Here is a 15,409-nt window from a genome sequence, read left to right on the forward strand (position 1 = left end):
AATTTAATTTCATTCATATGTTGTTTAGGTTTCTCACGAACCTTCTTTCGACACTATGGTTTGTTTTGTTGAATATCGATATACATCCACTCTGCGGGCAGAATCGGATGCTTTTTATAGCCAATCACTCGAGGTTGAGCCACGACAGTACGGTAACGGGTCGACATGAATTGTACAGGGGCATAAAACTCTAAAAGACGTGACATTTTTCGATATAACAAATTCCGTTCAGGACCATCAGCAAGTTTCAATGACTGTTCATATAAACGATCATATTCTGGCAATTTAAAACAAGTATGGTTGGTGGCATGAATATTATTGCCATAAAACAACTGCACAAAGTTGTCTGCATCAGGATAGTCTGCAATCCAAGCGGAAGCTTTAAACATGGTTTTACATTGTTTTTCAGCCTTTAAACCTTCTGCAAAAGGCACAGGTTTAGAGACCATATTGACTTTGATATTGGCTAATTCTTTCTTTAACAGTTCTGCCATCTGCATACTGCGTGCACTGCTACTGGATGGCATAAACTCAATCACCAGTGGCTTGCCATTCGGCAACATCCGCCAACCATCTTTGCCCACTTTGTAGTTATAACGATCTAGTAATAAATTTGCTGCTTTGACGGAATACGGAATGCTGCTTCTATAACTGGGATCATGCCCCGCGATACCATAAGGAATCGGCGATTCTAAATTTTTGGCGTTCCCTTTGGCTAAAATATTGATAAATTTCTCTTTAGAGGTTGCCATCGCCATTGCACGGCGTAAAGCAATTTTCTCTTTACTCACGCCACCGACCACAGGGTTTTGTATATTCCAATACAAATAATCAATCGAAGGGTCAGCAATACGTGAAAGTTGAATCCCTTTTTTTGCCAACTCTGGCTTTAACTGACCATCTTTTAAAGCTTGTGCAGGTAATTCACCATCTAAAGTAAATATATCTAGCCCATCTTTTTGGAAAGATAACCATCCTGACTGTGATTCTTCAATCACTTGAATATCAACCACACCAATCTGCGGCATTTTTTTGCCTTGCATTTGCTTTACGATTTTCTGATCTTCAGGATGGGTCGCTTTAAAATTCCATGTATAACCGCGATAATCAGGATTTGCTTTCAAAATAATACGCGAGCCTGGTGTCCATTGTGCGAGAACATAAGGCCCTGTCCCTACAGGATGTCCCATCGCATAGCCTGCTTTATCACGATAATGTTCAATCACTTCACGCGCGACTGCACCCGTTGGTTGATGTGCAAGTAGCATTGGAAAATTATAATTTGGCTCTTTTAATCGAATCACTAAAGTATAACGATCTGGTGTTTGTAGCCCTGCAATCGGCTGATCGTAATTAAATTTTCCATTTTTCGCTGCTTGCTGGATAGCACTATCTATTCCTGAGATACGTCCATCAAACAACCAACTGTTGGGTGAATGTAGATTTGGATCAAGCAAACGTTTAAAAGAATAGGCATAGTCTGCTGCAGTTAATTCTCTCGCTTTGCCTTTAAATACAGGATCAGGGGTGAAATAAATTCCTTTTTTTATTCGAATGGTATAGGTCAAACCATCGGTACTCACTTCTGGCAAAGCCACCGCCGTATTTGGAACGAGTTTTGCGGGTGAAGCTAAATAATCATAGGTATATAATGTTTCAAACACTGAATACAAAATATGTGCTGAATATAAATCTTGTACAGCAACAGGATCAAATCCAGTCTCAGCCACGGGAAAAGCATAACGTAACACTTTTTTTGGATCGGCAGGGCTTTTCGCTTCTGTAATCGTTACCCCTAGACTTAATGTTGTCCCCAATAACAGCACCAGACTAGTCCGTTGCATCGAAAGTTTAAAATTTTGCATCATCATAAACACATCACTTATTTTTGATTGGGTGAAACAATATCTAAGTATTGCCAGTTGGTATTCATAATTGGATGAGCTTTAAATCCCTGCACATCAGGTTGAATCAACCAGTTCCGAATCCGTGTATCTTGTAAAATCCACGTTCCATCTGCTTCAATTTGGCGACTCATTTTTTCATAGAATGGCATACGTTTTTCAGGGGCTTGCTGCATCGCCTGTTTATATAAATTGTCATAAGCAGCTGACTGATAACAGGATTGATTACCACGACCAACATTCGGACCATAAAGCAATTGCGTGAAATTTTCACCCTCTGGATAATCCGCATGCCATGCTCCACTCCACATCATGTATTGACACTGGGTTGCGGCTTTTAAGTTATCGGCAAAATTACTGACTTTAAAGTCTGCCCGAATCCCGATTGCATCTAGATTTTTCTTCCACAATTCAGAATACATCACGGAAGCTGTACCACTCTCGGTATTTATTTTTAAGGTTAAAGGCTTGCCATTGGGTAAATTACGATAGCCATCTTGGCCTTTTTTATAGCCAAAATGATCAAGTAATTTATTGGCTAAAACAGGGTTATAACCAATACTACTGCGATAATTCGGGTTATGACCATTAATGCCTGCAGGTACCAGCATTTCAGCCTTAACCGCCTGACCTTTTCTTAAGATACGAATATATTCATTGACATTAAAAGACATGGCGATGGCACGTCTTAACGCAATTTTATCTAGGCTATTCCCTCCAACAACAGGATCACGCATATTCAACATTGAATAGGTGATCTCTGCCTCTTTATTGGCATACAAACGTATACCCTGCTTTTGCATTTCTGCTTTTAACTGATTATTTTGATCAAGCACTTTAGGAATTGCACTTGAAGTGACCTTATCAAAATCCAGTTGTTTGGACTGAAAAGCCAGCCAACGTGATTGTTCTTCTTCGATAATGCTGATATTGACTTTGCCAATTTGTGGCATACGCTTGCCACTCATTTGCTTGACGAGTTGATTATCCCACGCTGTTCCAGTGGACTTAAAATTCCAAATAAAGCCGCGATAATCTGGATTTGCAATCAGTTCAATCTTGCTACGTGGGACATATCGACTCAACATATAAGGCCCTGTTCCCACAGGATGCATGCCTAATTGATCTTTATAATATTCAACCACTTCTCTAGCCGTCGCTCCAAATGTGCTATAGGCAAGAATATAAGGAAAATTATAATCAGGTTGGGCCAGCTTAAATTGAATTGTATATTTATCCAGTGCTTTAACGCCGTCGATCTTGGCATCATAGTTAAATGTGCCCGTTTTTTTGGCTTGGTCCACCAGTGCATTTGCCCCAACTAATTTGTTATCAATAAAAGAAAAAGAAGGCGCATGATTTTTAGGGTCTAATATCCGCTTAATGGAATAGACATAATCTTCAGCAACTAGCTCTCTACGATTGCCTTTAAATGCAGGATCATCGGTAAAATAAATCCCTGGCTTTATTTTAAATATATAAACCTGATCATTTTTTTCAATCACAGGTAGGCTTTCTGCTGTAGATGGAACCAATTTTACTGGGTTAGCGAGATAATCGTATTGAAGCAATCTTTCAAAAATTACATCGGCGACATTTCCGCTGTAAAAATTAAAAGTTTTAACCATATCAAAACCATCATCTGGGGCTTCAAAAGCAACACGGAGTACTTTATCTGCCTGAGCAGGTGTTTTTGCATACCCCATCGGCATAAATGCAATAACGGTTGATAATACAGTGACCGTAAAAAAAGTTGACTTCAAATCAGTGCTCACATCATCGTTTTTTAATAAATACTAGACTTTTAGATTGTATTCAACTTTATAACTAAACTCACTTTAACTATTTAATAATTCAGTATTTTTATCAAATCATTATCTCTTCTAAAAAATTTAACAAGCAATCAAAACATACTCTTGTTTATCTATTTTATTTCATTAATCACAATTGGAATCAGTTTACTGCTCACCTTATAGCCTTGTGGTTTGTTATTACATGCATCTCCAGTTACTGTCGTTCGAATCACATAAGGTGAATAAGGCATGACATTTAAATAACCCGAATTGTCTCGGCCAGTACGGCAATCTTCTACGCCCAGTTTTTCATCGTAGCGACCGTCATAAGAAGATTCCTCCACTTCTGTAATCAGTTTGCTTGTCCACTGCGTGAAATAAACTAAGCTTTTACTCGACTCGACCATCCCCTGTCCTGAACCAGCACTTTCAAATTCGATCAGTTGAATCGGTTTGCTTTTATAAACGGTCGAATACACTTTAAAGCTATTCGATTGACCACCAAACTCCTTTAAAATTCGAGATTGTTTTAATTTTGGACGAGTGAGTACATAACCAGCCCAAAAATTACGTCCTGCATTGTCAAAACTCACGCCCGATAAATAGGCTTCTTCACCTGAGATCAGTTTTACGGCTTCGGTTGAATCAATATGAATGGCTTGAGGTGGATTAGCATTTGAATCTTGTAAATTAGTGATCCAACTAATGATGGTTTTATCTGTGGGTACAGTAGCGTGAGTTGTCGAGATTAGACCTGACAGGCAGAGGGTTATATAAATAAAATTCTTTTTATTCATTATGATTTCTCTTTAGTGATTAAATCTGAAAGCGGTCTTGACGGAGTCTCCCCAAGCTCTCATCCGATCATAGGGAAACCTTCTTACTTTTCAAAGATGAAAAGTAACAAAAATCTTTTGTTAGACTGACGGTACGTCCTTGCCGCCCTACACGATCGTAGATATTTACTAGACAATAAATACCTAAAGTTAGTTAAACTTTTCCAGTTCAATCCATTGAGCATCAGAAAAATGCCTTGCCAAATAATTCTTTAAATAATCTGCGGTATCTTTAGAAATCAGAGGGTCTTTGGATTCATCTTTTAGATTATATACCAAAGCATGCAAACTCAAACCACGCTGCTTTAAAGCCTCTAAACTCAACAAAGTATGATTAATACTTCCTAAACGCCCAGAAGTAACCAGAATCACAGGGAATTGATGCTGAACGATATAATCAATGGTTAACAACTCAGTGGTTAAAGGCACCATCAAACCACCAGCACCTTCTAATAACACCACTTCAAAACGCTGAGCAAGCTCTTTAGTTGCAGCTTCGATCTTGGCAAAATCTAACTCACGCCCATCCAAACGCGTCGCTAAATGCGGTGATGCAGGATAAGTAAAAATTTCAGGCATGGTCAACTTTTCATGATCTTCCTGAAACCAACCACTTCCCATAATTTCACGATGTTTTTCAATATCTTCCGAAACATCCACATTACCCGTTTGTACTAATTTCTGGGTGATAACACGCTGCCCTTGTTCGGTCCAAAGTTTGGCAAGATAACCTGTGGCATAAGTTTTACCAATTTCAGTATCAATACCGCTGACAAAATAAATTGCTGCACTCATGCTATTCTCCGCGCAATCACATAGATCGGGTGATAAGTCAGGCTAAAACCCTGCTCACCATAAAACTGTTGAAAATCTAAATAAAACTGCTGCAACGATTGCTTAGTCCAACGATGCGATTTTGCTGTTGCGGTCACGCCTGTCGCTTTTAAATGCTGCAATACCGATTTTGGATGATCAAAATAAATCTGCTTCACTTCTTGCTCAATGAACAGCACTTCAAAGTTTTGCTGTTCAAGCTGTCGTTTTAAAAACTCTAGGCTAATATAATTTAAGCCTTGCCCTGTCAACTGCTTAATTTCAGTGAGATTATCTGACCCAAAAGTGGAAAAACCGAAATATGCATTGGGTTTTAAAGCATCATGAATTCGGTGCAATAACGTAGGTAGATCAGTCATCCACTGTAATGCTGAACTAGAAATCACTGCATCTAAGGACTGCGGTAAATGCAGTTGCTCAATATCTCCGATCAACCAAGCTATATTTTCAATCGTTGAAAAATGCTGATAGACATCCTCATAAAGATCATTTAAAAATAGTTGATCAACTTGAAAATAAGAATGAAATAAGTGAGTTAAATTACCCGAACCGCAGCCAATCTCAAGCACAGAGGCTAAGTTCTGCGGACAATACACTTTAAGGTATTTAAATAATTGTGCACTAATCTGTTTCTGTACCACAGCATGCTCGACATAGCTTTGCCGTGCTTTGGCAAAACGTTGGGCAACCAGTGCTTTATTAATACTCACAAATACTCCACCAATTGTTGCAATTCATTTTTTTGCACCAAAGAGGTTAATGAAATTCGCAGGCGTGAACTATTTTGTGGCACTGTTGGTGGGCGTACTGGCATAGCATAAAAACCTTGTTGTTGTACATAGCGTGCTTTTTCAATGGCCGCTTGGCTTTCACCTACGATAACTGGAATGATATGACTGCTCGATGGGCTTGAAAAACCTTTTGCAATCACCGCTTGCTGTAAATACTGACTGATCTCGGCCAAGTGCTGACGCTGTTGCTGCATACTCAATACTTTATTAAAAATAAAATCTGACCATGCCATTAAGATCGGTGGCAATGCGGTACTAAAAATCAATGGACGCATTTTATTGATCAGATAATCACGGATAATCGAATCACAAATGATATAACCGCCCACTGAGGCAATTGATTTGCCAAAGGTTCCCACCAAGAAATCAATCTGATCCAATACGCCATATTGTTCAGCACAACCCAGACCTTGCTCTCCCCTAACCCCAATCGCATGTGCTTCATCGACATACAACATGGTTTTGGCAAAGCGCTGCTTTAACAGTGCCAATGCTGCTAAATCCGTCTCATCGCCATCCATACTAAAAATACTTTCAGTCACCACAATAATGCGTTCAACTTGTTCATCTTGATGATACTTTTGCAATAACTGTTCCAGATGCTGCAAATCATTATGACGATAACGCACATATTGAGCATTCGATAGACGAATACCATCAATCATACTGGCATGTACCAGTTTATCGGCTAGAATCACGGTTTTGCTATCACACAAGGCCGGCAAAATACCGATATTCATGTGGTAGCCGCTATTGAAAAGTAAAGCTGCACGACCAAAGGCTATGCTTAGGCTATTTTCAAATTGTTCATATTCTGCAAAATTACCCGTCAGTAAGCGTGAAGAAGATGAACTAAAGAGCGCTCGTTCAATTTTCAGCGTATCAAGAAATTCTTCTCTTAAATTTAAGTGAGCAGCCAAGCCTAAATAATCATTGGATGCCAGATTCAACATGGTTCGATCTTGAATCGTGATCCATTTTCCCTGCTGTTGATTTGCAGTAAATTGGCGGAAATTACCTTGCTGTTTGAACTGGTCAAGCTGCTCAGCATAATGATCAAGCAAGGACATTGGCATTTGCTCCTTGCATATTTTTTACCACTTCACTCATCTGTGCTAATAAATAATGGAGTTCGTCATCTGTGATCACATACGGCGGCATTACATAGACCAATTTTCCAAATGGTCGTACCCAAATACCCCGTTCAACAAAATGTTGCTGCAAGGTTTTCATATCGACATTGCTGGTTAATTCAACCACACCAATCGCCCCTAAAACCCGTACATTCGCAACATGATCGAGCTGAGCTAAATCCGTTAATTGTTCAGCCAGAATCTTTTCAATCCGTTGAATATTCGCTTGCCAATCTTGTTCCACCAATAATTGTGTACTTCGCAAGGCAACCGCACAAGCCAATGGATTCGCCATAAAGGTTGGGCCATGCATAAATACGCCTGCTTCACCACGGCTAATGGTTTCAGCTACCTGTTTGCTGGTTAATGTTGCGGATAATGTCATATAGCCACCAGTCAAACCTTTACCAATACACATAATATCGGGTTCAACTTGGGCATGTTCCCAAGCAAACATTTTGCCTGTACGCCCAAACCCCGTGGCAATCTCATCGAAAATTAACAATAAATTGTATTGTTCACACAGAGCCTTGGCTTGGCGTAAATACTCAGGATGATAAAAACGCATGCCACCTGCACCTTGTACAATCGGCTCGATAATCAGTGCTGCAATAGTGTGATGATGCTGTTCAATCTGCTGTTTGAGTTGCTGAATATCGTGTGGATTCCACTCACCATCAAAACGACTTTGTGGCGCGGATACAAAAATTCGATTCGGTAAACTTGTACCAAAAATTTGATGCATCCCCGTGACTGGGTCACAGACAGACATCGCATTCCATGTATCGCCATGATAGCCAGAACGGGTGGTAATAAAATTGGTTTTCGCGGGTTGATTCAACGCAGCCCAATATTGCACGGCCATTTTTAAGGCCACTTCTACAGCAACTGAACCTGAATCTGCATAGAAAATTTTATCTAAACTCGGCGGCGTAATTTTTAATAGTAATTTACCTAATTCAATTGCAGGGTCATGGGTCAGACCGCCAAACATGATATGCGCCATGTTTTGCAATTGGTCAGCAACTGCCTTGTTTAGTTCTGGATGGTTATAGCCATGAATCGCACACCACCATGATGACATGCCATCAACTAAAGTTCGCCCATCTTCTAGTTCGATGGTTGCGCCATAGGCACGTTTCACTTTAAAAGTTGGCAGTGGATTTAACATCGAAGTATAGGGATGCCATATATGTTCTAAATCAAATGGATCTGTCATCCTTTACCTCTGTAAATTCAATATTTAACGATGTGCTGTACAGTGTCATTCCGAGTACTCACCCAATTTCAGGATAAGCCTTCAGCTGTACTTACTTTTCAAAGATGAAAAGTAAGCAAAAATCTTTTGTTAGGCTGATGGCACATCCTTGATGCCACAGCCTAACGGCGACATCCATGTCGCCTCCACGATAGCGAATATTAAAAGTAAATTTCAATAATGATTAGAACGTTCAATAAATCTCAACAGCTTTTTATCTTAAACTTGTCAAAATCTAAAATAAATTGCGAGAACTTTCAATTCAAGCAAGATTAAACCGTCTATTGAATAAAATCTTCAATTATTTGCACAGTCTGCTCCACCATAAAGCATGGAAAACCATGTGAAGCTCCTTCAACAGAAACGATAGATGAATTATTTGCAGCTAAATCTTTAGTTTTTTGTATAATTTGGTAAGGAACTAAAGCATCATACTCGGCAAAGACATGCAACTGCCTAGCTTGATAATTTTCATACAACTCAACCAAGTTTAATTGCTCTAGCAACTGTAACCCGTCCCTAAGTAATGTAATCGGTTGCGGACGAATCAATTTCTGCATAGCTACGAAATCTTTCTTTGCAGAACTTGCACCCTGACACACCAATAAACCAAACCGTCTTAGCGTGGTAATGACATCCTGTTCAAATGATTGTTTAAATTGCATAAAGCTTTCAACAGGCATGGCAGTCATCCAATCTGCTTGAGCAACAAAACATGGATTCGACGCTAAAGTGATTAAAACTTTCTGTTCAGCATATTGTTGTTGTATTTGATTGACCAAGATTGTTGCCAGTTGTCCGCCAAGCGACCATCCAATAATTACATCATATTTAACCGCAAGTTCGACATGCTGTTGTAAAACGTCATCATTCAAGACATTAAAAATATTAATCCGCTCAACGCTATGTCCCTTTTGTTCTAAAGCGTCATGTAACGGTTTTAATAATTCGGCACCACCGCCCCATCCCGTGATGAGTAGAATCCTATAAGTCACGCGCTTGCTCAATTCCAAAAAGTTGAATGCAGTATACTCTCCGATTTATACGAGTCATTATTTTCCTAATCAATTCCTTTCATAATGCTTTGCTCAAAAGACACCATAAAACGGATCAAAATTCTTTAGAGAATTTTCTAACCCATATGATTTCGAAATTTGCTAAAGTAGAGTCTATTACACTTTGAGATCAACATGATGAATACGATAAAGTCCAAAGTTATTATTTTATGCAGTTTGTTTTTTTTACTTGGCATCCCTAGCCTTAGTACAGCGCAAACTTCTATTTTTTCTAAGCAAAATACAGCTCAAAAAGAATGGGTTGGACAGTCTGCACCAGATTTCAAACTGCAAGATCAAAGTGGCAAATGGCACACTTTAAACCAATATAAAGGCAAGTGGATTGTACTTTATTTCTACCCTAAAGATGACACTGCGGGATGTACTCAAGAAGCGAATCAATTTAAATCACTTTATCCTCAATTCTTAAAGTCGAATGCAGTCGTGCTGGGTGTTAGCTTAGATGATGTTGCATCACATCAAAAGTTTTCACAAAAGCTCGGTTTACCTTTCCCAATTTTGGCAGATGAAAAAGGCGAACTTGCTGGAAAATTTGGCATTGTTAGAAACCTTGGGATTACCAAAATTGCTAAACGTGAGAGTTTCTTGATTAATCCTCAAGGTGCAATTATGTATCACTACACAAGTGTGAATACGCAAACGCATGCTGATCAAGTATTAAAAGATTTAAAAGAAGCACAAACTAAAAAATAATTTATAAATAAAAAACTCAGCACCTGCTGAGTTTTTTATTTATTCGAAAATCTTAAATTTGCGATTGAATATAATTTTGCAAACCAATTAATTCAATTAAACGCAATTGTTTTTCTAACCAATACGTATGATCTTCTTCTGTGTCCGAAAGCTGCTGACGCAACATATCACGACTAATGTAATCACCTTTATCTTCACAGAGCTTAATGCCTGTCGCTAGTTTTTCACGCACATGATATTCAAGTGCTAAATCAGCTTTTAAACAACTTACGACATCTGTACCCACAATGATGTCTTCACGATTCATATTCGGTTGAGCACCCAAAAATAAAACACGGCGAATGATTGAATCAGCATGTGAAGCTTCTTCTTGCATTTCATGATCAATACGCTCGTAAATTTTACTTAAGCCCCAATCTTCATACATTCTTGAATGAATTAAATATTGATCACGAGCAGCCAATTCACCGCCAATGAGCATATTTAAATAGTCGATGACTTCTGGATTGCCACGCATAATATTTACTCCTATCGAATAATAATATTATGGTGAACTTAAATCATATTTGCAAAATTAAATTGTGTAAGTTTATGATTTTTATAAAATTAAAATGAGAAACATACGCATTTACAGTTTTAATTCGCCTAATTTATCTAAATAAAAGAAGCATTTGCATATCATTTTAACCTTTTAAAATAGATAATCTTATTGAAAATCATTTGTTTGATTTTTTGTAACGATTCGCAATGCTTCTTATTCCACTGCAATTTTGATCAAAAAAGATTAAAAAATGACTGCTCGGCTGTTGTTTGTTTACACAAAATTCGGTAAATAACATCAATCACAAAAACACAATGCGGAAATAAAATGGATAAAAGTAAGCCCATTCTGGTCACGGGTGCAACGGGTTATATTGCGAGTTGGATTATCGAACGCCTGTTGAATCAGGGTTATAGCGTTCATGCCACGGTTCGAGATCCATCTAAGAAAAATAAAATTCAGCACCTGTATGATCTAGCAAATAAATCATCAGGACAAATCCAGTTTTACCAAGCAGATTTACTCGAACCAAATTCCTTTGATGAAGCTATGCAAGGCTGTGAAGTTGTTATTCACACTGCGTCCCCTTTTGTAGTCACTAACTATAAAGATGCCGTCAAAGACATTATTGAACCTGCAGTGAAAGGCACAGAAAATGTCTTAGATAGTGTAAATCGTACAGAATCAGTTAAACGTGTGGTTCTCACTTCAAGCATTGCCTCAACCTATGGCGATGCGATTGAGATTCAAAATACTGCTCATAATGAATTTGATGAAAGCCACTGGAATAATAGCAGCAGTGAAACGCACCAACCCTATCCATATTCAAAAGTCGCGGCTGAACGTAAAGCTTGGGAAATGGCCGATCAACAAAATCGCTGGAGTCTAGTTTGTATTAACCCAGCGTTAGTGATGGGGCCATCACTCACTGATGCTAGTCAATCAGGCAGTATCGAAGTATTACAACAATTCGGGAATGGCACGACATTATTTGGTGTGCCGCCAATGTGGAATGGTATAGTAGACGTCCGTGATGTTGCTGATGCACATGTTGCTGCGGCACTCAATCCAGCAGCAAAAGGCCGCTATATCGTGTGTGGTGGAACTTTAAGCTTACTCGAAATGGGTAAGGCATTAACGCAAAAATTTGGCTACAGATACCCTTTCCCACATTTTACCGTGCCTAAAGCAGCTTTTTCCTTGATCGCACCAGTATTTGGACATTCCCGTCAATTTGTAAAACTGAATATGGGTTATCCTATCTACTTTAATTCACAACGTAGTGTGAAAGATTTAGGGATTCAATATCGCAATATTCGTGAAAGTGTTTGTGAACATTTCCAGCAATTGCTGGATGATGGGATTGTTAAAAAATATATTTAACACATTAAAAGGCGGCATCAACATGCCGCCTTTTTCTTCTCAAGGATCAACTTTAAATAAACTCGAGAAGAAAGAAATTAATTTTCATACTGCGCCAAAAAGTCTAAAAACTCTTGTTCATTCATCACTCGAATTTCTAATTTTTGTGCTTTATCCAATTTGCTTCCTGCTTTTTCACCAGCAACGACACATTTGGTTTTACTAGAAACACTGCCACTGACACGTGCACCCAAAGCTTGTAACTTTTGTGTCGCCTCATCACGTCCCATGGTTTCCAGTGTACCTGTCACCACCCAGCTTTCACCATTCAATGGTTGACGTGTTGGTGCAGTCGGTGCATGCCAATGAATACCTGCTGCCAATAAACGATCGAGTACTTCAATGTTATGTGGTGCTTGGAAAAAGTCAGCAATCCACTCTGCTGTAATATCACCGACATCAGGCGTTTTCTTGAGTGCTTCAACATCGGCTACTTTCAAAGCATCCAAAGTTTGGAAAGTATTGGCTAACATACGGGCGGTGGTTTCACCGACACCACGAATACCTAAGCCATAAATAAAACGTGCCAAGGTGGTTTTCTTACTTGCTTCGATTGCATCAATCAGATTTTGAACGGATTTTTCACCCATTTTCTCGATGGTCAATAAGGTGTCACGATGTTCATGCAAATGATAAATATCAGCGACATCTTTGAGTAAATCGAGATGTAATAACGACTCTACCCAACGATCCCCCAAGCCCTCGATATCCAGCGCTTTACGGGATACAAAGTGACGAATGGCTTCAATCCGTTGTGCTGCACAATACAGGCCACCTGAACAACGTGCCAATGCCTCACCTTCTGGCATCACTACAGGTGAATCACAGACTGGACAATTGGTCGGAAGATGAACCATCTCTGCATCGGCAGGTCGAAACTCAGCCCAAACTTTTTCAACTTTTGGAATCACATCGCCAGTACGATAGACGCTGACAGTATCGCCTACACGTACATCTAAACGATGGATTTCACCAATATTGTGTAAAGTCACATTGGATACGGTAACGCCTCCCACAAATACAGGGGCTAAACGCGCAACTGGGGTAAGTGTTCCAGTACGTCCCACTTGCCAGTCAATATTCTCAACTTTGGTTAAAGCGGCTTGTGCTGGGAATTTATAAGCTGTTGCCCAACGAGGTTCACGACTCAGGAAGCCGAGTTGTTGTTGTTGTTTAAGGCTGTCCACCTTAATCACCATACCATCAATTTCGACTTTAAGATCTGGGCGCTCTTGTTGGATTTGTTCATAACGCTGTTGAACTTCTTCAATCGAAGCACACAAGAATTGACGTTCAGCAATTTCAAAACCAAATTTGGTCAGCCAATGCAAACTATCGTGCATCGTAGCCAAACCATGATTTGGGACACACTGCGCAATCCCATAAGCATAGAACGCCAATGGACGTGAGGCTGCGATATTTGGATCAAGCTGCCTTAGACTTCCTGCTGCGGCATTCCGTGGATTCGCAAAAGTCTTCTCGCCTTTCGCTTCTTGATCGGCATTGAGTTTTTCAAAGCCTTGCTTTGGCATCAGCACTTCACCACGCACCTCAAGAAACTCTGGAATGGTTTGATGCTGACTGGATAATACTTTGGGCAGGTTACGAATGGTTTTAACATTTTGAGTAATGTCTTCACCTGTCTCACCATCGCCACGAGTGACCCCACGAACCAATACACCATTTTCATACCACAAGGAAATCGCCAAACCGTCAAGCTTGAGTTCAACTTCATATTGAACTTTTTGATTAGGTAAACGCTCATCAATACGGCGAGCAAAAGCAAACAAGTCTTCCTGATTAAAGACATTACCTAAAGACAGCATCGGCACTGCATGAGTCACGCTTTCAAATTTTGACAACGCTTGACCACCGACTTTATTGGTCGGGGTATCTGCCTGAATACATTCTGGATGTTGTTGTTCTAAGGCTTTCAGTTGATGAAATAAATGGTCATATTCACTATCAGAAATGGAAGGTTGATCCATCACATAATAAGCATGATTATGTTTTGCAATCAGTTGAATTAACTGACGCATTTGCTCAATAACCGAGTTGTGTTCCATTTAAATTTCACCATATAAAAGGGCGGAAAAACCGCCCTATAATTTTTACTAAATTTATTATAAAAGATTCATTAGACGGTTGCTTGATTTGGACGATAATCAATCACATGATGACGCCAATGTTCTTTCAACTGCGGCGTGAATTCAAGATTGTTTTCATCGTAAACTTTACCATCAATCTCACGCGCAATTAAGCCTGCGATACTGGTCATCATGTCATAGCCTGTCACGGCCTTGCTATTTGGCAAGGCAAGGAAGAAAGCTAATCCCTGTACTTGTTCTCCCGACAAACTTTCCAAATCAAAACCAGCAGGTCCATTATCTGTGACACGTAATACAGAGAACATTAATGGGCTTGGCTCATCGGTATTTTCATAACGATGGAAGCAAGACATCTCTCCAAAACGCAGACCGTATTTCAACAATACTTTGAGAGCTTTATCACCAGACAAAGCACGGCGTGGGTTTGGATAAACATTAAGGGCAATGATCTGTTCAGCAGTCGCCAATGCACTTTCATCATCACAGCGTTGCTGCTCATGCAGATGCACATCCAGAATATTGCTTTCACCATCAAATTCTTCAATTTCAACAGTTGCAATATTTGGGTTTAAGCTAAGCTCTGTTTCAGCTTTCTCATCCTCAGCTTTTTCTGGCATTGCTAAAAGCGCTTCAACTTTGTCTTGAGACTGCGATTCAAGAATTGTCTCTTGTTTATTTGCACTCGGAGTGAACTCAACGACTGGCTCAGGTTCAATCACAACATCAGTTTCACTCGCCTTTACAATATTTTCTGCAGCAGTTGTTTCAACTGGCGCTTTTGCTTCAATCGGTGCCGTGTTAAAACTTGGTTCAACGCGTTCAACTGTAGCGGCGACATTGCTTTGTAGAAGTTGATCTCGCACATGACGAGGAATCACAGGTTGCTGACTTTCAGGGTTAACATGAAGATCTGCTTCTAATGAAGGCTCAACTGGTTTTGGTTTTCTTAAAATCATGATCAAACCAACGAGCATAATCACAACGGCGATAACAATGCCTATTATTGTATTCATTTCCATA

Annotated in this window: 13 protein-coding genes; 2 read left to right on the forward strand and 11 right to left on the reverse strand. The window is 39.5% G+C overall.

Translation table 11 applies throughout. The features are described from left to right. Positions 1–53: 53 nt before the first annotated feature. From NO346_RS11605 to NO346_RS11640, 8 genes are all read right to left on the reverse strand, one after another. Positions 54–1,868, reverse strand: coding sequence for an ABC transporter substrate-binding protein (locus tag NO346_RS11605; RefSeq protein WP_256415273.1), 1,815 nt, complete (start codon positions 1,866–1,868; stop codon positions 54–56). Between the two features lie 14 nt (positions 1,869–1,882). Then, positions 1,883–3,667, reverse strand: a complete 1,785-nt coding sequence (locus NO346_RS11610; protein WP_256415246.1) for an ABC transporter substrate-binding protein — start codon at positions 3,665–3,667, stop codon at positions 1,883–1,885. Between the two features lie 161 nt (positions 3,668–3,828). Continuing rightward, on the reverse strand, positions 3,829–4,494 hold the full coding sequence (locus tag NO346_RS11615; RefSeq protein ID WP_256415247.1) for a hypothetical protein: 666 nt from the start codon (positions 4,492–4,494) through the stop codon (positions 3,829–3,831). A 189-nt stretch (positions 4,495–4,683) separates the two neighbouring features. Next, positions 4,684–5,328 (reverse strand): dethiobiotin synthase, encoded by a 645-nt coding sequence (gene bioD / locus NO346_RS11620; protein WP_256415248.1) that lies wholly within the window; start codon positions 5,326–5,328, stop codon positions 4,684–4,686. Next, positions 5,325–6,077 (reverse strand): malonyl-ACP O-methyltransferase BioC, encoded by a 753-nt coding sequence (bioC, locus tag NO346_RS11625; protein ID WP_256415249.1) that lies wholly within the window; start codon positions 6,075–6,077, stop codon positions 5,325–5,327. The genes bioD and bioC overlap by 4 nt, the downstream gene beginning before the upstream one ends. After that, positions 6,074–7,228: an 8-amino-7-oxononanoate synthase gene (locus NO346_RS11630; RefSeq protein WP_256415250.1), complete on the reverse strand. Its 1,155-nt coding sequence runs from the start codon at positions 7,226–7,228 to the stop codon at positions 6,074–6,076. Before NO346_RS11630 ends, bioC begins: the two co-directional genes overlap by 4 nt. After that, positions 7,215–8,510 (reverse strand): adenosylmethionine--8-amino-7-oxononanoate transaminase, encoded by a 1,296-nt coding sequence (bioA, locus tag NO346_RS11635; protein WP_256415251.1) that lies wholly within the window; start codon positions 8,508–8,510, stop codon positions 7,215–7,217. The genes NO346_RS11630 and bioA overlap by 14 nt, the downstream gene beginning before the upstream one ends. A 320-nt stretch (positions 8,511–8,830) precedes the next feature. Continuing rightward, positions 8,831–9,544: a hydrolase gene (locus NO346_RS11640; protein WP_256415252.1), complete on the reverse strand. Its 714-nt coding sequence runs from the start codon at positions 9,542–9,544 to the stop codon at positions 8,831–8,833. A 195-nt stretch (positions 9,545–9,739) separates the two neighbouring features. On the opposite strand from NO346_RS11640, the gene NO346_RS11645 reads away from it, so the two are divergent. After that, positions 9,740–10,318 (forward strand): peroxiredoxin, encoded by a 579-nt coding sequence (locus tag NO346_RS11645; RefSeq protein ID WP_256415253.1) that lies wholly within the window; start codon positions 9,740–9,742, stop codon positions 10,316–10,318. Positions 10,319–10,370: 52 nt separating this feature from the next. Here NO346_RS11645 and bfr read toward each other — a convergent pair whose 3' ends face one another. Beyond that, positions 10,371–10,835 carry a bacterioferritin gene (bfr, locus tag NO346_RS11650; RefSeq protein ID WP_256415254.1) on the reverse strand — a complete coding sequence of 155 codons (465 nt, stop codon included), beginning with the start codon at positions 10,833–10,835 and terminating at the stop codon, positions 10,371–10,373. Positions 10,836–11,186: 351 nt separating this feature from the next. On the opposite strand from bfr, the gene NO346_RS11655 reads away from it, so the two are divergent. Next, positions 11,187–12,242: an aldehyde reductase gene (locus NO346_RS11655; RefSeq protein ID WP_256415255.1), complete on the forward strand. Its 1,056-nt coding sequence runs from the start codon at positions 11,187–11,189 to the stop codon at positions 12,240–12,242. A gap of 77 nt (positions 12,243–12,319) precedes the next feature. On the opposite strand, the gene ligA is transcribed toward NO346_RS11655, so the two are convergent. Further along, positions 12,320–14,347 carry an NAD-dependent DNA ligase LigA gene (gene ligA, locus NO346_RS11660; RefSeq protein ID WP_256415256.1) on the reverse strand — a complete coding sequence of 676 codons (2,028 nt, stop codon included), beginning with the start codon at positions 14,345–14,347 and terminating at the stop codon, positions 12,320–12,322. Between the two features lie 71 nt (positions 14,348–14,418). After that, positions 14,419–15,408, reverse strand: coding sequence for a cell division protein ZipA C-terminal FtsZ-binding domain-containing protein (locus NO346_RS11665; protein WP_256415257.1), 990 nt, complete (start codon positions 15,406–15,408; stop codon positions 14,419–14,421). Between the last annotated feature and the right edge of the window lies 1 nt (position 15,409).

This window comes from Acinetobacter sp. 5862 (assembly GCF_024494585.1).
Classification (GTDB): domain Bacteria; phylum Pseudomonadota; class Gammaproteobacteria; order Pseudomonadales; family Moraxellaceae; genus Acinetobacter.